This is a genomic window from Labrenzia sp. THAF187b (genome assembly GCF_009363375.1).
Classification (GTDB): domain Bacteria; phylum Pseudomonadota; class Alphaproteobacteria; order Rhizobiales; family Stappiaceae; genus Roseibium; species Roseibium algicola.
On sequence record NZ_CP045344.1, the window covers coordinates 1,548,329 to 1,567,618 of the forward strand.

The 19,290-nt window shown below is 56.3% G+C and carries 17 protein-coding genes; 7 read left to right on the forward strand and 10 right to left on the reverse strand.

Annotation, left to right across the window (positions count from 1 at the left end; translation table 11 throughout):
• Positions 1-130 precede the first annotated feature (130 nt).
• The 5 genes from FIV03_RS07105 to FIV03_RS07125 form a co-directional block, all read right to left on the reverse strand.
• Complete coding sequence (locus FIV03_RS07105; RefSeq protein ID WP_152505185.1) at positions 131-1,621, reverse strand: aldehyde dehydrogenase; 1,491 nt, start codon at positions 1,619-1,621, stop codon at positions 131-133.
• A gap of 123 nt (positions 1,622-1,744) precedes the next feature.
• Entirely contained in the window at positions 1,745-3,055 is a 1,311-nt protein-coding gene (locus FIV03_RS07110) for a TRAP transporter large permease (RefSeq protein WP_152505186.1), read from the reverse strand.
• Positions 3,052-3,576, reverse strand: a complete 525-nt coding sequence (locus FIV03_RS07115) for a TRAP transporter small permease (protein WP_173013794.1) — start codon at positions 3,574-3,576, stop codon at positions 3,052-3,054. Before FIV03_RS07115 ends, FIV03_RS07110 begins: the two co-directional genes overlap by 4 nt.
• A gap of 63 nt (positions 3,577-3,639) precedes the next feature.
• Positions 3,640-4,617: a TRAP transporter substrate-binding protein DctP gene (gene dctP, locus FIV03_RS07120; protein ID WP_152505188.1), complete on the reverse strand. Its 978-nt coding sequence runs from the start codon at positions 4,615-4,617 to the stop codon at positions 3,640-3,642.
• Between the two features lie 116 nt (positions 4,618-4,733).
• Positions 4,734-5,807: a zinc-binding dehydrogenase gene (locus tag FIV03_RS07125; RefSeq protein ID WP_152505189.1), complete on the reverse strand. Its 1,074-nt coding sequence runs from the start codon at positions 5,805-5,807 to the stop codon at positions 4,734-4,736.
• A 514-nt stretch (positions 5,808-6,321) separates the two neighbouring features.
• Here FIV03_RS07125 and FIV03_RS07130 point away from each other — a divergent pair.
• Positions 6,322-7,332, forward strand: coding sequence for a LysR family transcriptional regulator (locus FIV03_RS07130; protein WP_152505190.1), 1,011 nt, complete (start codon positions 6,322-6,324; stop codon positions 7,330-7,332).
• A gap of 175 nt (positions 7,333-7,507) precedes the next feature.
• On the opposite strand, the gene FIV03_RS07135 is transcribed toward FIV03_RS07130, so the two are convergent.
• From FIV03_RS07135 to pcaD, 5 genes are all read right to left on the reverse strand, one after another.
• On the reverse strand, positions 7,508-8,566 hold the full coding sequence (locus tag FIV03_RS07135) for a 3-carboxy-cis,cis-muconate cycloisomerase (RefSeq protein WP_152505191.1): 1,059 nt from the start codon (positions 8,564-8,566) through the stop codon (positions 7,508-7,510).
• A 75-nt stretch (positions 8,567-8,641) separates the two neighbouring features.
• On the reverse strand, positions 8,642-9,241 hold the full coding sequence (gene pcaG / locus FIV03_RS07140) for a protocatechuate 3,4-dioxygenase subunit alpha (protein WP_152505192.1): 600 nt from the start codon (positions 9,239-9,241) through the stop codon (positions 8,642-8,644).
• Positions 9,242-9,243: 2 nt separating this feature from the next.
• On the reverse strand, positions 9,244-9,987 hold the full coding sequence (gene pcaH, locus FIV03_RS07145; RefSeq protein ID WP_152505193.1) for a protocatechuate 3,4-dioxygenase subunit beta: 744 nt from the start codon (positions 9,985-9,987) through the stop codon (positions 9,244-9,246).
• The gene (gene pcaC, locus FIV03_RS07150; protein WP_152509090.1) at positions 9,984-10,364 is read right to left on the reverse strand and encodes a 4-carboxymuconolactone decarboxylase; all 381 of its coding nucleotides are present in this window, start codon (positions 10,362-10,364) and stop codon (positions 9,984-9,986) included. Before pcaC ends, pcaH begins: the two co-directional genes overlap by 4 nt.
• On the reverse strand, positions 10,361-11,143 hold the full coding sequence (gene pcaD, locus FIV03_RS07155) for a 3-oxoadipate enol-lactonase (RefSeq protein ID WP_152505195.1): 783 nt from the start codon (positions 11,141-11,143) through the stop codon (positions 10,361-10,363). The genes pcaC and pcaD overlap by 4 nt, the downstream gene beginning before the upstream one ends.
• Positions 11,144-11,218: 75 nt before the next feature.
• On the opposite strand from pcaD, the gene FIV03_RS07160 reads away from it, so the two are divergent.
• From FIV03_RS07160 to FIV03_RS07185, 6 genes are all read left to right on the forward strand, one after another.
• Positions 11,219-12,130, forward strand: a complete 912-nt coding sequence (locus FIV03_RS07160) for a LysR substrate-binding domain-containing protein (protein WP_152505196.1) — start codon at positions 11,219-11,221, stop codon at positions 12,128-12,130.
• A 394-nt stretch (positions 12,131-12,524) separates the two neighbouring features.
• Entirely contained in the window at positions 12,525-14,003 is a 1,479-nt protein-coding gene (locus FIV03_RS07165; protein ID WP_152505197.1) for an aldehyde dehydrogenase family protein, read from the forward strand.
• Positions 14,004-14,166: 163 nt separating this feature from the next.
• Complete coding sequence (nadC, locus tag FIV03_RS07170) at positions 14,167-15,021, forward strand: carboxylating nicotinate-nucleotide diphosphorylase (RefSeq protein WP_152505198.1); 855 nt, start codon at positions 14,167-14,169, stop codon at positions 15,019-15,021.
• 139 nt (positions 15,022-15,160) lie between these two features.
• Complete coding sequence (locus FIV03_RS07175) at positions 15,161-16,657, forward strand: hydantoinase/oxoprolinase family protein (RefSeq protein WP_152505199.1); 1,497 nt, start codon at positions 15,161-15,163, stop codon at positions 16,655-16,657.
• A gap of 15 nt (positions 16,658-16,672) precedes the next feature.
• Positions 16,673-17,206 (forward strand): hypothetical protein, encoded by a 534-nt coding sequence (locus tag FIV03_RS07180; RefSeq protein WP_152505200.1) that lies wholly within the window; start codon positions 16,673-16,675, stop codon positions 17,204-17,206.
• 11 nt (positions 17,207-17,217) lie between these two features.
• Entirely contained in the window at positions 17,218-19,281 is a 2,064-nt protein-coding gene (locus FIV03_RS07185; RefSeq protein ID WP_152505201.1) for a hydantoinase B/oxoprolinase family protein, read from the forward strand.
• The last annotated feature ends 9 nt before the right edge of the window (positions 19,282-19,290 follow it).

A 19,290-nucleotide genomic window follows, 5' to 3' on the forward strand; every position in this document is an offset into this window, starting at 1 on the left:
CATTTGACCGGATCTCCTTTTGTCCGCCGACGAGGCGGATTGCGCTTGTCGGGGTGGTGTATCGGGCAAGCGGCGCAACGTTGCCGAAGGGCTGCCTGCCAACATCAAATGATTAATTCCTGACCGAGACCTAGCGCATGACGAATGGATTGCTAATCTCAGTACTATAGGAAAGCCAAACCGATTTGGTTTCAAGATAGGGATCGATGGCCTCAATCCCGTTCTCGCGGCCAAGACCCGACGTTTTTAAGCCGCCAAACGGCATGAGGAAACTGGCGGCACGATATGTATTTACCCAAACAGTTCCCGCCTGCAGACGTTTGGGCGCAACGGTCGCGCGTTTAATACTGCTTGTCCAAACGCCGGCTGCCAGACCATAGGCGGTGTCATTTGCCAATTGATAAGCTTCGTCGTCATTCTTGAATGGGATGACCGACACCACAGGACCAAATACTTCCTCCTGTGCAATACGCATCTTGTTGTCCACATCGGCGAAAACCGTCGGCTCGACGAACCAACCGTTCCCGCATTCCGGACGCTCGGCTGGAGCACCGCCCAAGGCGCATCTCGCACCTTCGGATTTGGCAATATCGATATAAGAGAGAATCCGTTCGTATTGTGGCCTTGTCGTCACCGGACCGACTTGGGTTGTCAGGTCCATTGGATCACCCATCCTCGTTTTTTTTGCGAGCCCTACAAATCTTTCCAGATAATCGTCATAGATGCTTTCATGTACGAGCAGGCGAGAACCCGCGATGCAGGTTTGTCCCGTGGCCGCGAAAATTCCCGCGATTCCACCCGCGACAGCCGCCTCCAGATCCGTATCGGGAAAGACAATCTGCGCTGATTTTCCGCCCAGTTCCAACGTTAATCTTTTGAAGGTCGGAGCGGCATTCTGCATTATCTTCTGGCCTGCCAGTTCGCCACCCGTGAACGCGACCTTTGAAATTTTCGGATGCGAGGTCAACGGATCTCCGACATCCTGCCCAAACCCCGTAATGATATTGATCACCCCCTCCGGGAATCCCGCCTCTTTAACCAGGGCGGCGAATTCAAGCGCTGAAGCCGACGTGTGCTCTGATGGTTTGATCACTAGCGTGCAGCCTGCGGCCAAAGCCGGAGCCAGCTTCCACATCATCAGCATGAGCGGCGAATTCCACGGTACGATTGCCGCAACGACGCCCACCGGCTCGCGAAGCGTGTATGCAAACATATCCGGCTTATCGATCGGAACCACCGCCCCGTTGATCTTGTCGGCCAGCCCGCCATAAAAATACAGCCACTGGGGAATATAGCGGATCTGACCACCTACCTCTGCCAAAAGCTTTCCGTTGTCGCGAACTTCCACCGCTGAAAGATGATCGGCGTCGCGTTCAACAAGACCGGCGAGTTTTCTCATCAATGCTCCGCGCTCGGTCGGAGACATCTTACCCCAGACCCCGGCGTAAAGTGCACAATGCGCAGCTTCGATGGCATCGTTGACATCGCGTTCGTCACAACGCGGAATTTCCGCCCACGGTTCTCCGGAATACGGATTATAGCTCAGAAAGGTTTCCTTTGACGCGCTGTCACGCCAGCTGTTACCAATAAACATTCGATATTTCTTGAGTTCATCTTTCATTTCTGTCTCCCGGCATACCCGTCATGTTTCGCAAGAAAGCTCAAACCGGGCGTGACGATTTCACCGTCATCTCAACCGGTTGTCATGCCGTGGTTTAAATCTCGGCATTCGTTCCGGATCGGATCAGAGCATTGATGGCAAAAAAGTCGTCAACCCTGGAACCAACGCAAGAATCACCATGCCAATCACGAACAACCCGACAAAAGGCCAGGCCGCAGCAAACACCGATGACAGGGATCCTTCGTTCCAGGCGCTCTTTAGGGCGAAAAGGGTGTAACCGAATGGCGGGGTTATGCCGCCGACGGTGATGTTCACCAAAAACAGGAGCCAGAACCAGATCGGATCATATTCGAACCTGTCGATGATCGGCAGGTAGATCGGGATCACGATAAGCATCAGCGCGATCTGGTCGATAAACATGCACAGTATAAATGGCAGGAGCATCAGCATGAAGAGCATGAACCATGACGATACCTGCAATTCGACGATCCACTGCGTCAGGGCCGAAGCCCCTCCCGAAAATGCAAGCAGTTGGCTGAACAGCTTGGAACTTGCCATGATGATGAGGATCATGGCCGAGATCTTGGCTGACTCTCCTACCGCCTCCACGACCATTCGAATGCTGAGGTTCCGGTAAATGGCAGCGGTCATCAGCGAGCCCAACACCCCCATTGCTCCCGCTTCGGTCGGTGTGGCGACGCCCATCAGGATCAGCCCCATCACCAGTGCGATAATAATTGTGAACGGCAGAAGTTTTATAAGCGCCGTCGCCGCCTCAAGGAGACTGGGTCGGCTTTTAGCATCCTCATCCACAGGGGCGAGTGCCGGATTGCGCCAAATTCTGATGAACACGTAGGCCGCAAATAGCAAAGAGAAAACCAGCCCCGGAATAATCCCGGCAATAAGGAGACCTGCGATGGACACACCGGCCAGGGTGCCGATTATGATGACCAGCACACTGGGCGGTATCAGCGGCGCGAGGCTGGCTCCCGCGAGGATCGTGCCGATAGAAAGACGCGCGTCATACCCCCTGGAAACCATGCCCGGCAACAAAGAACGACCGAGCATTGCCGCAACGCCCATGGCGGCCCCTGACAATGTGCTGAAGACTGTGGCGAGCACTATGGACAAAATAAACTGCCGGCCGCGGACGCGCCCAACCAGCGTATCGATCGACTGGAAAAGAACCTCGACGGCTCTGCTCCTGAAAAGCAACTCGCCCATAAGAATGAATAACGGGATCGTCACCAGGGAGGAACTGGTCGCCGTTTCGAAGAAACTACCCGAGAACATGCCGAAACCTGCCGGTCCCAACAGCAGCATCGAAGCCCCGAGATTGACAACGAGAAAAGCCACGAAGACCGGCATGCCGCTGCCCATCGCCAGCAATAGCAGTCCCACGCCAACCAGAACAGCTGGAATTCCCTCGATCATTGGAACTGCCCCTTTGAGCCTTGAAAGCTTTGCCCGAACGCCATGCGCAGAAAACTCAGGCCGGTATTCAACATGCCCAGGAAAACAAATGAGAATAAGATCCATTTTGGAAACTGGATTGTTGTGAGCGTGACGGTCCCCCGCATGTACAATCGTTGGGTTTCACCAAAGAAAATATACGCTGTCCAAAGACAAACCCCGGCACCGACGAGAAAACCGAACCTTCGCAATATCCTGGCTTTGCGTTCGTCGAGCACGTCAAGAAATATAGAAACCGAAACGTTCCCATGGATTCGGGTGACATGGGGAATGACAAGAAAAACGGAAATCAGCAGAAGAAAAGAGACTGAATCGCTTGCCCATTTTGTCGGTGCGCCCAGGAAATATCGCATCACGACTTCATAGGCAAAAATCGCAACGATAACAGCGAGTGCCATAGATCCGAGTTGGTAGCCGATACTGATAGTAACGTCGTGAAGGCGCAAAAGCGTCCTGAACGAACGGTGGAACAAAGCCCTCATCCCTGACTCCGTTGTTAGCGTGAAAGATGGTTGCCCCAGAGGGGCAACCATCTGCATCTGCGGTCAGTCTGAGATATTGGCTTTGTTTGCCATGGTCCGAATTTCGGCAATCGCTTCGGGGTTGACGGTACTCGCCAACTCCGTCACGCCGTTGAACCAGGCGCTTTTGAGCGTGGCCGCAAATTCGGGCTGGAAATCGGTGGCTTCCATTCCTTCGGCGATCAGCATCTCCATTTCGGTCGTCGCAAGACCATCGAAAATTGTCGAGCTTTCTTTCTCATAAGCCAGTGCCGCAGCCTCGATCTCAGCTTTGGTTGTTTCATCGAGGCTGTTCCATGTATCGAGATTCATCAAAAGCATATGGCTGACTTGGCCAAAGGTCGGCCGCACGAAGTAATCGGCAACCTCGAACCAGCGATAGTTCACCGCGCCGACGGTCGGCCATGCGGCACCATCGACTACCCCACGTTCGAGTGCGGGGTAGATTTCCGGCCCAGGCAGAACAACCGGAGAGCCGCCGAGTTTCTCGATCACGGGATGATAAAGTGGAGTTCCCCGGATGCGACGGCCATTCAGTGCGTCTTCACCCAGAGGCTCTTTCAGGAGCATGTGGAAGCCGTTGCGATCATAGAACACGGCGATCAGTTTCAGTCCGACTTTCTGGTATTCTTGGTCGGCGAAATCCCAAATGCCGGAGTCATGAAGTTCTTCGCTGGAACCGCTTAATGCGTCTAAAGACATACCAACGGCAATATCGTTGTAGTGATATCCTCCATTTGTATAGAGCATATTGAATACGCCTTGCGCGACCGGATTGAACTGTTCGAAAGGCGGTACCGTTTCGGGACCAAACCTGGATAAGTTCAGATTTTCGGTGGTCTCGTTTTCGAGATACTCCATAAATGGCATCAAAACCTCACCGACGGCGGCATAGCTCTGATCCCAGCTTGAAAGGATTTTCAAATCGGCCGCCATCGCATGGTTCGTCGCGACATGTGGCAGTACAATTGACGCGACAAGGCCGTATATTATGTTTTTCATCTGCGTTCCTCCTGTTTTATTTTAAGCACATGGCTGATGGATACTTTGCCCCCAAAGAACCGACCGAATACAACTCCCGAATTCGGTTTGGTTCTCGTCTCGATCCATTCGGTTCCCTAGAAAACGATCACTCCTTTTCCAGACGCTTGTTTGTCCAAAAGCTCATAAGCTTTTCCGGCCTGATCGAGCGTCCAGCGATTGGAGAAAATTGCCTCGACGTCGACGCCGCGATCCACCGAGAACGTTCCGCATTCCTCCATGATGTTCGTTGAGAAGGTGAAAGACCCGACCACATTGATCTGCCTGAAAATCACGTCGGCGGAAAAATCGACTGACGCCGGCCTGCCCAGTCCGACAAACACAGCGGTTCCCCACAGCCGAAGGCACTTTATTGCATCGGTTATCGCCTGCTGCGCCCCCGATGTTTCGATCGAGAAATGTGCGCCTTTGCCGTGTGTCAGATCCCTGATCGCCTCGACCGCATTTGTATCCGCAGGGTTAATCGTTTCGGCGGCGCCGAAGCGATTGGCCATCTCGAGACGTTCTGCGTTAACGTCGAGTGCGATAACCCGTGCGCCCATTGCGGCAGCGAACTGGGTGCCGGATAACCCGACCGGACCCTGGCCGAATATTGCAACCGTATGGCTCGAATTCGGCTGGACCTTGCGAAGAGCTGAGTAAGAAGTGCCTGAGCCGCATGCGATCGCCGCACCGGCTTCGAACGAAAGGCTGTCCGGGAGCGTAACCAGCGTATGAGCTGCGCATTTCATGTATTTGGCATGCGCGCCATGTGCGGTCCAACCATAGATATCGGGAACCATGGTCTCGCAAATTTGAGGCCATCCCGTCCGGCATTGGTCGCATATGTGACAGCCGGAATAGTGATGTATCATGACGCGTTGGCCGATGCGGGCGACACGCTCGCTCACTCCCGGACCGACCGCAACCACAACACCGGAAGGTTCATGGCCTCCGATCATTGGCCCGTTGTCGCGCATGGTCTCGTAAGGTTTTCCCTTGGCCAGCTCACGAAATGCCTGATCGTCTGACGGTGCCCGATAGGCGTGCAGATCGCTCCCGCACAGACCTGACGCCTTAACTTCGATCACGACCTCTCCCGGCCCTGGAGTCGGATCATCGAATGTCATGATTTCAACCTTGCGATCCCCGGGAAACGTTACGCCTCGCATGTAATTCTCCCCTTTGCGCCATGCTTGAATTGGCAATTCCGCAGACGTGCGCATCCACTTGGCGCGTCGTTTTCCTGCATTTTCTAGCGAGTATTCATTTGGCCGGTCGGCCTGGTCTCCGCGAGCCAGTCACACAGCTCTTGAAGTCACGCCAGCTGCGCAAATGCTTCAGCCTGCCGGGAATTTTCTTCCAAAGCCATGCATGGTCACCTTGGGTCTCTCCTCCATGTCCAACCCCTTTAACTGGTAAGGCTCAAAGTCAGTCGCCTGAGCCGAAAAGCGGATCTCTTTGCTTTTTTTCTCGATATGACGTGCCTGGCGGCGCGCCTTGATCTGCGAAATCGTGGTGTACTGCGACGATGATTGTCCAATATGAATTTGGCGATGATTTATATTGTTCAGGTTATGTATTGAGTGATAAGAATAAGCTGTTGTCCGGCGTCGGCCTGCTTTCAGATAAAGCGTTTTCGAAGCGTCGATTTCGATAGCGTGCAGGTTGAGGGGAAGAGCAGGTATGTCTAAGTCGCTTTTGCAAAACGTAGATTTGCAGCTGCCAAACAGCTTTCTGCGTTCAAGGAATTTGACACTCCACAAACTCAATGTTTTCTGCAAGGTCGCTCAACTCAACAGTGTAACGCGCGCAGCGGAGCAACTTAATATTGCTCAACCTGCGGTGACGGCGCATCTGCGCGGTCTGGAGGAAAGTGTTGGCGCTCAGTTGGTGCAGAAAGTCGGTCGTAACATAGAGCTGACCCATGCCGGAAAACGGATATATACTTGGGCATCCGAGATCTTGCATCGCAGTTCTGAGATGTTTCTCGACCTTGTGGACATCAACAATGGCGGTCTGGAGAGAACGAAGATCGCAGCGTCGATGGTCGTGGGGACTTATAAGCTACCGGATATAATACTCGAAAATCATAGATCAAACCCATCGCACAAGGTTTCTGTGTCGGTCCTGACACCCTATTTGGCGACTGAGGCGGTCTTGAACGGCGAATGCGATTTTGGGGTGACGCTGATCAACCCAAACAAGGACACGTCCAAGCTTGAAATTGAATTGCTTTGGAGAGAGCCTCTCTACCTGGTCGCGGCTATCGAAAGCGACCTGGTCCAAGACGTGGCCGGGCTTCAAGAGCTTTCGTCCTTACCTCTCGTAACACCTCCCCGAGGTCAGATTGCCCGAGAACTAATCGATGAAGCGCTTCGGACAGTGGGATTGTTCAGAACGAATAGCGTAATGGCATTCGGTCATCCGGAACCGATTCTGAAGGCTATCCGAGCTGACGTAGGAGTGGGTTTCGTTTTCGAGAGCGCGCTCCCGCCTGACATGAACCAATACGGGCTGCGTTTCGTGAAAACTCCCGAAATCAGTTTATCAATGCCACTCTATCTCGTTTACAACAGCCAGGCCGTATTCACTGAAGCGCAAAAACAATTGATGGAGCGGATCAGAGCTGCGTTTGCCAGGAACTCGAGCGCCGCGTTGCAAAATCCCGCTGAGGCAACCAGCCCGTCATCGTGATCGAAGTCGGAAAAACGCCGGCTTCCAGCGCTCCAGACTTCGGTCTCAGCGCATCGACCAAAGGACTCCGCGCTAATGCGGAGGAAAAGGGATCTCAGATCAACTTGTCTGACAGTCCCGATGCTGGCTGAGCCGTAAACGTCTCATTCAATCGAGAAAACCTCGGAAACTCAACTTAGCTTTGCATGGATCCAATATGCTCAATACTTTTGCAGATGGTATGGGCAACAGCAATGGCCCTTGCGGTTGCCATCAGCATCTGCGGCAACACCATCCACTCAAGCGTCCAGGCCTTGCCCGATCGTTCCTGCTCATGCACCACCGAATGGTGCATGGCTGAGACCTGCACAGCGTTGAACTGAGCCAACGTCACCAGCAACTCTGCGCCGATAGGGTTTTTCTTATGCGGCATTGCCGAGGAGCCTCCTCCTCCAGACAGCGTTATTTCTTCGATGCCCTGCTGCTTCATCAATGCCACGTCCTGGCCGAATTTACCGAGCGTACCGGAGACAAGCGACAGGTAGCCTGCATATTCCGCCACTCCGTCGCGTGTCGCGTGCCATGCTTTATCAGTCGGGGCTAGCCTGAGTGCGGCGGCAATCTCCACAACTACTCTATCGGCTTTTTGACCCAGTGCTTTCCGATCGCCGGAAGCGCCTCCGATCTGAACCTTTTCCACGCGGGGCCGCAATTCGGACAGCCGCGCCAAGTGGTCGTTCAACGGCAATCTCCACGTTTGAACCCGATCGCGTACCTTGATCTTGGTGGCCGACTGCATCCTGGTACGTCCCATAAGAGGCTCATCGCCAAAACGTTTCTCTACGTCCTCGAAACTGCGATAAAGCGCTACCAGGCGCTGAGATAATAGGTCGGATGCTTCGCGCAACGTCAGTGCCAGCGCGGTGTCCATCACATCTTGTGAGGTTGCACCCTTGTGCACCACGTTATCCGGGGAAACGGCTTTCAACTGATCTACAAGCCGCGGAACCGGAACCCCGTCTTGACTCATGCCCCTGGCAATGTCGTCCAGGTCAATTTCCGCTGTTTCGATTGCCTCCGCCGCTGTCTCGGCCGTATCCGCATCAAACAACCCGACCTTTGCGCAAGCGCGCGACCACGCTGCCTCGAAGGCCAGCATATGTCTAATCTGGCGTTCCGGCGACAATATCCTGGCCATCTCCGCATCGCCAAAAAGACCGGAGAGCCAAGGGTGGTCGAAAACAGATAAGCTCACAAAAAAGGCCCTGAATTAAAGGGGCGACCCATGCCGCCCCCTTGGCAAAACAAACCGGAAATATCGCACGATGCTCTAGATATCGAGAAAGACGGTTTCTCCCTCGCCCTGGAGACGAATGTCGAAGCGGTATTTGCCCTCGCCGGTTTTCTTTGCGACGAGCGTTTCCACGCGATGGCGCTGTTCTATCCGGTTTAGCAGCGGGTCTTTCGAATTGTCCTCATCCTCGAAGTAAAGCCGAGTGTTGAGGCCGATGTTGATCCCGCGGGACACCACCCAAAGAGAGATATGCGGCGCACTTTCGACACCGCCACGGCCTTTGTAACGGCCGGGTTTGACCGTGCGCAGCGTGAACTCACCAGAGTCCGCATCCGCGGCAAAACGACAATGGCCGGTAAAGGCGGGATCGGCTCCTTCGGTGCCCGGGAAAATACCTCCCGCGTCACACTGCCAGCTTTCGATCAGTGCGTCCCGCATTGCCCAACCCGTGCCGTCGTAGACCGAGCCTACGATCTCAATGATATCGCCCTTCACGTCGCCCTGTATGGGGGTGGTGCCGATCTCTTCGTGATAATAGCCGGCATTGCCCGCATAGGTCGGCATCAAGCCGATATGAACATAAGGTCCAGCCGTTTGGGACGGAGTTTCGATCAAGTTGTCGAGTTTCTGTACCATTATCACATGCCCTCCAGTTTATTCTCAAACATGGTTTGGCGGCGACCGCGCAACACGATGTCAAATTTATAGGCGAGGAAATCGAGCGGCCGGGATTTCGAGAAGTCGAGCGGTGCGACGAGACGGTCAAGCTGACTGCGATCCTTGATCGTAGCGGCAATCGGACAATGATTGATGAGCGGATCGCCCTCGAAATACATCTGGGTGATCAGGCGTTGGCCGAAGCTGTTGCCATAAATAGATATGTGGATATGCATCGGACGCCAGTCATTGCCGCCGTTCGGCCAAGGGTAAGCTCCTGGACGCACAGTGAGGAATTCGTAATAGCCGTTTTCGTCTGTGATGGTCCGGCCGCAGCCACCGAAATTTGGATCGAGCGGAGCAAAGTAAGTGTCTTTCTTGTGGCGGTAACGCCCGCCCGCGTTGGCCTGCCAAATCTCGATTAGCGTATTGCGTACGGGTCGGCCCATCTCGTCCAGCACGCGACCATGCATCAGAATACGTTCCCCCACAGCCGGAGCTGCGCCCTTGGTCCAGTTTAGAACCAGATTGTTGTCCAACGGACCGAGCTTGCTGTGACCGAAGGTCGGGCCCGTCTCTTCCGACGGGGAACTTTCCATCGACAGAAGCGGCAGGTTGGGCGAGCGTGTTACGCTCGTTTTGTAACCGACATCGTAAGGGTTGGGATGGATTGCACGATTGCGCGGGATTAGTGGTCCTTGATCCCGGTTCGATAGGCCAGTCATTCTCTCTCCTCCATTTCAGCAAAGGTTTCCTTGGCAAGTTTCAGGGCATGGTTTGCTTTTGGAACTCCCGCATAGATAGCCACATGCTGCAGCGCTTCCGCGACATCGTCTTTTGACGTGCCCGTGCGCGCGGTGGCCCGGATATGCATCGGAATTTCATCGAAATTGCCTGTCGCCGCCAGAAGCGCGATGGTCAGCATGGACCGCTCTCTGCGCGAGATTTTGTCCGAGGACCACACTACACCCCAAGCCCCCTCGGTGATGAGGGTTTGAAACGGCAGGTCGAATTCAGTCTTCTTTGCCTCGGCACGATCCACGTGGGCATCGCCCAAAACCTCGCGCCGGGTCTTCATGCCCTGATCGAATCTGTTGTTCATTCGCTAATCCTTTCTACAAACTGCGTCAGCGCTTCGGTAAAAGCATCAGGCGCTTCAATCGCAGGCAAATGCCCGGTGTCTCCGAACATCACCAAACAGGCGAATGGAAGGTTGACGGCAAGCGCTTCGATCACTTCAGGTGGGGTTGCCAGATCGTACTTGCCGCCGAGTACCAGCGTGGGCTGTGTGATTTCACCCAGACGATCAGAAATGTCCGTGCCGGCAATCGCGGCACAGGTGGCGATGTACCCTTCTTGACATGTGCGTGCCAAAAGTGTGTGCCACAAAAACGCTTTGTTGTCCGCGAGCATCTTTGGTCCAAACCACCGTGGCAGAATTCCCTCGGCCATCGCTGCCATGCCGTGTTCGCGCACATCCGCGATACGCGTGTGCCAGCCCTCGGCGGCACCCAGCGTCGATGCGGTGTTGGACAAGACCAGGCCGTCAACGCGTTCTGGAGCCATTAAAGCGATGTGTTGCGCGATCAGCCCCCCGACAGAGCAACCGACGATGACTGCGCGATCCATGGCCGCCTGATCCATCGCGGCCAAAACATCGCTGGCCAGTTCCGGAATGCCATAGCCGGGAGGGGCGGTTTCGGACAGGCCGTGACCGCGCTTGTCCATGCGCAAACAGGCCCAGTCGGTCGGCAGGGCTGCTACCACCGCGTCCCACATCCGCAGATCCGTACCGAGTGAATTGACGAAAACCAGCTGGCTGCCCTCACCGGAACGGTGATTGGTGTGCATTATTCCCCAGTCGCGTGTTAGTGCTTGCATCGGTCCCTCCCGAGCAATCCTTCACATAATTTTTAGGTTTCGAAAAATACAAAAACGTGCCAAAAATATAACCAAATGAATATACCACCTGGTTTGAAACTGCGCCATATCGAGGCGTTTCTAGCGGTCGCGCGGAGTGGCACGATTTCAGCTGCTGCGCGGGTGCGCAATGTCTCGCAGCCCGCATTGTCCAAAACGGTCAATGAGCTCGAAACCATTTTAGGGACAGCGCTATTCGAACGGACCGGAAGGCGCGCAATCCTTACGCCGGCAGGAGAGGGCTTTCGCGCGCATGCATTGGCCGCGCTACAGAGTCTTGAGGCGGGGGTGCGCGATCTTTCGGGAAAAGTTCCGGTCGGATTGGTCAAAGTCGGGGTGTTGCCCACGGTTGCGGGGGGATTTTTTCCAACGGTTGCACTGGATTATCATCGCACGCATCGGGATGCGCGGGTTGGAATCATCACCGGGCCTAACCGCTATTTGTTGGAGATGCTGCGATCGGGGGGGATTGACTTCATGGTTGGGCGAATGCCGTCAGCCAAGAACATGCCGGGCCTGACCTTCGAACATCTTTATGACGAGCCGGTACTCCTCGTGGCGCGGGCCGATCATCCCGCGCTGGCAATGCCCGCGCCAAAGGCGCTGACCACTTTTCCGCTGATAGCCCCGAACCCCGGAGCGATCATCCGACAGATCGTGGATCAGTATCTGGTCGCGCAGGGACTGAGCGGGCTTGTTCCGGCCTTCGAGACGGTGGCCCTTCCCTTGGCGCTGTCTCTGGTCGAACAATCCGACATGCTGTGGTTTATCTCGCGCGGGGTCGTTGAGCGCGAATTGCGGCGGGGCACGCTAGCGGCAATCGAACTCAGGTCGGACTATATGGCTGGTTCGGTAGGGATTACGCGCAGGTTCACCTTCAACGAAGACAGCCCCGCCGATTTATTGGCGAGGCTGTTGCACAAGCGTGCGGAGGAAATGGTCGGCTGAGGGGTCTCGGGCCACTTTGGGAGCGATTTCGTTCCCTGGTCAAATCGGGTGCCAATTTCGAGGGGTCCTTCTCTCCGAGTTTCAGGTCGAACATGGTGCTGCTCGTGGCGCGCGCCGGACATTTCCGGCAAATGCCCCGGAGCGATGGCGCCGCCATGCCTGGCCCTTGGAAACAGAACTCGGCCAGGATCGGCTGCGTCCAGCTGATCGGTCGGTGCGGTACCGCCGGTGCGGTGTTCGGCATCGGATTGGCAGCGGCAGACGAGCCCCAGACGCAAAGGCCATGGAACATTTGTCCCATCTGCGGCGCCTCCGGTTGGCGACGGATGCGTTCTCCGATTGACAGTAATTAGAACTCTAAGATAACAGGTGTGCATGCAGGAGGACAAATCTGATGGACACCTTGAACCTTGACGCGAACCTGAAGCTCTCGAAACAGGCCGATCTTTATTACGGTGGCGCATGGGTTCCACCGGTCGAAGGCAGCTACGAACAAACGCTGAATCCGGGAACCGGCCAGCCGATTGGCATGGTCGCCACCGCGAGTCGTGCCGATGTCGATAGAGCGGTGGCGGAAGCGCTCAAAGGGTTCCATGAATGGCGTGATGTTTTGCCCCTGGAGCGGGCACGGATCCTGAAGGAAATTGCTACCCTTCTCCGTAAGCATGGAGACGAACTCGCACTGATCGACGCCGCGAATTGCGGGAATCCCTATACGGAAATGCGCGGGGATGCCGCGATTGCGGCGGCTCAAATGGACTTTTTTGCAGGCCTCGTGACCGAGATGAAAGGCGACACGATTCCGATGGGGCCGGACCGCGTCAACATGACATCGCGCCAGCCGCTCGGCGTGGTCGCACGTATCCTTGCCTTCAATCATCCTTTCATGTTCTGCGGCGGTAAGATGGCTGCGCCCCTTGCGGCGGGCAATGCCGTTATCATCAAGCCGCCGGTGCAAGCGCCTCTCTCGGCTCTTCGCCTCGCCGAAATCGTTGAAGGGTTGTTGCCGAAGGGCACCTTCAGCGTTTTGCCTGGCGGTGTTGAAGCCGGTGCGGGTTTGGCCGAGCATCCAGGCGTGGCCAAGGTAACGCTGATTGGTTCGGTGCCGGCCGGGCGCGCGGTGATGCGCAGTGCGAGCGCCACAGTTAAACCTGTCCTGCTGGAATTGGGCGGCAAGAATGCCTTGATCGCCTATCCGGACAGCGATCCCAAGAAGATCGCCGATGCGATCGTTGCCGGAATGAACTTTGGCTGGTGCGGACAGTCATGCGGTTCGACCAGCAGAGCCTTTGTTCATGAAGACATTCACGACGAGGTCGTTTCTCTCCTGGCTAAAGCAGTCGAGCGTTACAAGCCGGGCGTCCCGACCGATCCGACGACAACCATGGGAGCTATTGTCAGCCGAACTCAATTCGATCGCGTGCTGAGCTTCATCGAGTCGGCCGTGAACGAGGGCGCGCGTACGGTGACGGGCGGGCACGCGGTGACCGATGGCGCTTTGGCCGAGGGTTGTTTCATCGCGCCGACGATCTTCGCCGATGTGACACCGGACATGAGGATCGCTCGCGAAGAAATATTTGGTCCTGTACTGGCTATTCGGAAGTGGAGCGACGAAGTCGAAATGCTGAGAGAGGTCAATGCGCTCGAGCTTGGCCTGACCTGCGCAATATGGACACGCGATCTCGCTACCGCGCATCGAACGGCTGCACGCGTCGAGGCAGGCTTTGTCTGGGTCAACGAGGTCGGCCGCCATTTCCTGGGGGCTCCCTTCGGTGGGGTGAAGCAATCCGGTATCGGACGGGAAGAAGGGATCGGAGAGCTGATTTCCTTCACTCACGAAAAGAACATCCACATCAATTTGCTGGGCCAATAAGTTTGCGGTCGGGTGGCGTCCCGGCACGGCGCCACTCCATGGGTTTGCCGTCGATTGTATTCATTTGACAGCAGCCGACGAGGGCATCCGCGATCCTGCAGGCAGGCGCCCCTCGTTGTGAGACCGGCGAGTGCGCGGTGACAACCGAGAAGGAGCAAACACAGTGAACAGCTTTGCTAGGGTTCCGGACATCATATTGGAGCCTATGGTCCGAAACGCCATCATGGAGGATCTAGGAGGCGCCGGCGACGTTACGACGCGTGCCGTTCTTCCGGAAACCACGCGTTATCGGGCCGAACTGAAAGCCAGGCAGGCCGCGGTTGTTTCCGGTATGCAAGTTGCAGCCCTGACGTTTCGTCTGATCGATCCCACCCTGAAGATTGAAACGGTCGTTGCGGACGGTTCCGCTTGCAAAGCCGGCGATACGCTTTTGAAAGTCGAGGGACTGGCGTCGTCGATCCTCGCTGCCGAGCGTGTGGCGCTGAACTTCGCGGGCCGACTTTCAGGGACGGCAACGCTTACAGCTGCATACGGGCAGGCTCTCGAAGGGACCGGAGCCAGAATAACGTGCACCCGAAAAACGACGCCAGGCATGAAGCTTGTCGAGAAGCTCGCTGTTCTTCACGGTGGAGGCCATAATCACCGGTTCTCATTATCGGACGCCATCCTGATCAAGGATAATCACATCGCCGCGGCCGGAGGAATCAGGCCGGTTCTGGAAGCGGTCAAGCGTTCTGCGGGGCATATGGTCGTTGTCGAGATCGAAATCGACGGGCTTGGGCAATTGGATGAAGTGTTAGAGGCAGGAGGCGCCGATGTCATTCTGTTTGACAACATGTCGACCCAGGACATGGCAGAGGCCGTGCGCCGGATAGACGACGGTCGGATGAAGACCGAAGCGAGCGGCAATGTACGCATCGACCGGCTGCAAGAGATCGCTGCAACGGGAGTTGATTACATATCATCGGGAGCGTTGACCCATTCGGCTGGCACGGTCGATTTCGGACTGGATTTCTGATCTCACAGACAAAAAAGCGCGCGGCGGCGAAAATTCGCCGCTTTTTTTCGTCCAGCGCCCGGACCGTCAGTTGACTTGATTTACGTAATATGTGATTGAGTTATTTAATAAGTAATTCGCCTGAGTTTGGGAGGACGATGTGAGCGAAGACTGTTTCCAGCTCGGAATCGATATCGGTGGCACCTTTACGGACCTCAGCCTGTTGTCTCATGACGGCAGCGCATCGCACGCTCACAAGGTCGCAAGCACGCCGAGTTCTCCGTCGAAAGCCGTGGCACGCGGCATCAGCGAATTGATGGCTTCGATCGGCCGGCCGGCGGATGCGATCACCTATTTCGTGCACGGCCAGACGATCGCGCTGAACGCGGTCCTGGAGCGGCGCGGCGCGCGAGGTGCGCTGATCGTCAGCCAGGGAAATCGAGATATCCTGGAAATTGCCAGGCTGCGAAAGCCTGACATCTTTAATCTGAAGGCCGCGCTGCCGGATGCCATAGTCGCGCGGCAGGACGTGTTTGAGATCCCGGCGCGTGGGGATGACGAGGACTTCTCGGTTGCCGATGACGCGATAGAGGCGACGATCTCGAGCCTGCCCGCCGAGATAGAAAGTGTCGCGATCTGCCTTTTGGGGTCTTACAGAGGCCCGGCGGTCGAAAAGAAGATCGCCGATCGGCTACGTGAGGTGCGGCCTGAGCTTTACATTTCGTGCTCATCCGACCTTTGGCCGGAAATCCGTGAATACGAGCGGGCAAGTGTAGCCTCGCTGAATGCATACGTTCAGCCGATCATGAGCCGCTATGTTGATGACCTGTCTATCGACACGCAGCGGGTGGGGCTCGATACCGCCTTGCAGATCACTCAGTCGAATGGCGGCATTCTCAGCGCGTCCAGCGCCAAGGTAAAACCCGTGAACACCATGCTGTCCGGACCTGCGTCAGGCGTGGTCGGCGCAGCCTATGTCGCGGCGCTGAGCGGCATTTGCGACGCGGTGACGCTGGACATCGGCGGCACCAGCGCCGATTTTTCAATCATTCGAGACCGGGAGCCGGTCTACTCCACCGATGCGGCGGTCGGCGATTTTCCAATCGTCATGCCAACGGTCGATGTTTTCGCAGTGGGAGCCGGGGGCGGCTCCATCGCATGGTTCGATCCGTTTGGAATCCTTAAATTGGGTCCGCAAAGTGCAGGCGCCGATCCGGGGCCAGCCTGTTACGACCGTGGCGGCACCGAGACGACAGTCACCGACGCTTACTTGGTTGCCGGCTACATTGACCCCGACAAATTCGCTGCGGGGAACCTGCCATTGAAGCGTGAGAACGCTTTGGCGGCGGTGGGTCGCATTGCCAGCCGACTGGACTGCTCTGTCGAAGCTGCGTCCGAGGCCATTCTGCGTCTGGCTACCGCCACGATGACCAGCGCAATTCTTCCGATGATGACCAAGCGGGGTTTGGATCCACGCGATTTCACGTTGATCTCTTTTGGCGGTGCCGGGCCGACGCATGCCTGCCTTTTGGCCGAAGAGGTCGGCATAAAACAAATTCTCGTGCCGCGATCGCCAGGCACCATGTGCGCTCTGGGAGCGACTATTGCTGACTATCAATATAACTTCATCCGAAGTTTGAGGCGTCCGCTGGCGTAACTGGATTCCGGGGTCTTGCGCGAGGTTTATCGCCAGCTAGAGCAGGAGGGACGCAACAGCCTCGCTTCGGAAAGCCCGATAATCGAACGTGTCGAAGTCTTGCGTTCTGCAAACATGCGGTATCGCGGCCAATCTTTCGATGTCGACGTCACGTTGCCGGCAACGCTGGAGGTGGACGCCCTGACGCCAGAGCTGCTGGCGCAGAATTTTCACGATACCTACGAGACGCTGTATCACAACAGCGATCCCGGGTCGGCGGTTGAACTTGTGTCATTGCGGGTCAAGGTCGTCGGGCGGAGGCGGAAACCCATGCTGCCACCGGCAAGAGAACGGACCAACTCCGCCAAACTGGAGCCCACCGGCCAACGACCGATCTTTCATAGCGGGCGGCCTCATGTCGCTTCCGTTTTCAGTCGCGACGACATACGCGATGGAGACCGTGTCGAAGGACCTGCCGTAATCGAGCAGGCTGACACGACCACCATTGTCACGCCGGGTTTTGCGGCGCGCTGCGATGGCGCCGGCAACCTTCTCATCCATGCTACGTAGAGGATAACACAATGAAAGAAAAAACGTTTTCTCTGCGCACCGATTCAGCCCAACTTGATATCTTCGTCCAGCGGTTCCGATCAATCGCCGAAGAAATGGGATATTCGCTTCAACGGACCGGGCACACGGCGTTTGTAAATGAAACCGCTGATCTAGGTGTTGCTCTGGTAACCCGCGATGGCGAGATTTTCGGTTATCCTCACAGCATTGGCATCACGATGTTTGCCAATCTGAACTTCAAGAAGACGATCGACAGCATCGGCAGTTTCGAACCGGGCGATATCGTCGTCTGCAACGATCCATACGCGAGCGGCGGCCTGTCTTCACATCTGCCCGACATCAGCGTTTTGGCTCCAATCTATGCTGGCACAAAGCTGATCTGCTTTGCCTACGCCTACGTCCATTCGACCGATGTGGGAGGGCGTGTTGCCGGGAGCCTTTCGCCGTCGAGTTACGAGATCTATCAGGAAGGGATCCGGATCCCTCCATCCCATCTCTACAAGGCAGGCAAGCTGAACGAAGAACTCTTGCACCTGATCCTGTGCAATTGCCGGGTTCCGAACGACAACTGGGGCGATCTGAAGGCGATGGTTACCGCGCTTCGTGTCGCCCAGCACCGGATGACTGAATGCTTCGAGAAATACAGCGTCGACGGCGTTGTGCTCGCGATGGAAGATGTGCTGAATTACAGTGAAATGCGAGCCCGTGCGGTAATTGAAGGTATTCCCGACGGTACGTACCGTTTTTCAGACTATCTGGATGACGATGTCATCTCAGAAATTCCGATCAAATTCTGTGTCGCGTTAACCGTAGCCGGCGACGAGATCACAATAGATTTTACCGGCAGCGATACCCAGTTAAGAACCGCCTTCAATATCTATTCGGACGGGAAGGCGCATCCTTGGTTGGTGTATACGATAATGTTCGTATTGCTGACGATCGATCGCGACATTCCCGTCAACGCAGGTCTGATGCGATCGGTGAACGTGATTGCTCAACCCGGGTCGGTTGTGAACTGTCAGGCACCTGCAGCGGTCGGGCTGCGAACGACAACCGGGGTGCGGGTGCAGGACGCCATTCGCGGCGCGCTGGCGCAGGCCTTGCCGAAAGTCATTCCGGCGGCGGGTGCGGGCTACATCGCGCCGATCGTCTTCACCGAGCCGAATTTGGCCGAAGGCGGCCTGAAGGTGAATGTGCTGGAGCCGCTGGTTGGTGGCACAGGCGCACACGAGGATGGCGATGGGTTGAACGCGCGCGATGTGGTGGACATCGCAAATTTGCGCAACAGTCCCCTCGAGGTGGTCGAAAGCACTTCGGGCGTTCGTATTCTGAACTATGCGCTGCGGCCGGATTCAGGCGGCGCGGGCAAATATCGCGGCGGCCTGGGCATCATCTTTGATTTCGAGGTTCTCCAGCATGACTGTCTCGTAACCGCTCGCGGGCAGGAGCGGCATCGGTTCAGCCCATGGGGTTTATTGGGCGGCTGCTGCGGCGAAATGGCCGGCGTATTCATCCGGCGAGCTGGAACAAAGGATTTCCAGCCTCTCGCCAAGATCGACTCGCTCAACGTGAATTGCGGTGACGTTATTCGGGTCCTTACGCCGGGCGGCGGCGGGTACGGGTCTCCGCAAGACCGCGATCCGGCCAAGGTTTTACATGACGTAGGGAACGGGCTGGTCTCCGAGAAGGCGGCCAGGGAAACATACAAGGTCGTTATCGAGGACGGGGCGCTCGACCTGGCTGGGACTGAACGGCTGAGGAACGAGCTGGGTTCTCGGGAGGCTCCAGCCATTTTCAGTTTCGGGCCGGAACGCGAGGCGTATGAAGCTGTCTGGAGCGAAGAAGCATGGTCGCGCCTGATAACCAACATCTTCACCCTTCCGATCCCTCTGCGCGCTTCTATTCGTGGCCGTGTCTGGGCAGCCGCGCGTCGGCGTGCAGAAGAGACCGGCAAATCGCTGAGCGCAGCCGATATCGACGATTGCTGGTTGGAAACCGTCCCGGCAGGTCTGCTCAACGAGCGCGCCGCAGCTGCCGGTTTCAGCAATTGTGAAGTAAAGGTGCCGGCAGAGTGACTGGGACAA

Coding starts and splice junctions, on each gene's coding strand:
- pcaC (WP_152509090.1), bottom strand. CDS start 10,364: ATGAACAACAGATTCGATCAGGGCATGAAGACCCGGCGCGAGGTTTTG.
- dctP (WP_152505188.1), bottom strand. CDS start 4,617: ATGAAAAACATAATATACGGCCTTGTCGCGTCAATTGTACTGCCACAT.
- pcaH (WP_152505193.1), bottom strand. CDS start 9,987: ATGACTGGCCTATCGAACCGGGATCAAGGACCACTAATCCCGCGCAAT.
- FIV03_RS07130 (WP_152505190.1), top strand. CDS start 6,322: ATGTCTAAGTCGCTTTTGCAAAACGTAGATTTGCAGCTGCCAAACAGC.
- FIV03_RS07115 (WP_173013794.1), bottom strand. CDS start 3,576: ATGAGGGCTTTGTTCCACCGTTCGTTCAGGACGCTTTTGCGCCTTCAC.
- FIV03_RS07125 (WP_152505189.1), bottom strand. CDS start 5,807: ATGCGAGGCGTAACGTTTCCCGGGGATCGCAAGGTTGAAATCATGACA.
- FIV03_RS07105 (WP_152505185.1), bottom strand. CDS start 1,621: ATGAAAGATGAACTCAAGAAATATCGAATGTTTATTGGTAACAGCTGG.
- FIV03_RS07160 (WP_152505196.1), top strand. CDS start 11,219: ATGAATATACCACCTGGTTTGAAACTGCGCCATATCGAGGCGTTTCTA.
- pcaG (WP_152505192.1), bottom strand. CDS start 9,241: ATGGTACAGAAACTCGACAACTTGATCGAAACTCCGTCCCAAACGGCT.
- FIV03_RS07165 (WP_152505197.1), top strand. CDS start 12,525: ATGGACACCTTGAACCTTGACGCGAACCTGAAGCTCTCGAAACAGGCC.
- FIV03_RS07185 (WP_152505201.1), top strand. CDS start 17,218: ATGAAAGAAAAAACGTTTTCTCTGCGCACCGATTCAGCCCAACTTGAT.
- FIV03_RS07110 (WP_152505186.1), bottom strand. CDS start 3,055: ATGATCGAGGGAATTCCAGCTGTTCTGGTTGGCGTGGGACTGCTATTG.
- pcaD (WP_152505195.1), bottom strand. CDS start 11,143: ATGCAAGCACTAACACGCGACTGGGGAATAATGCACACCAATCACCGT.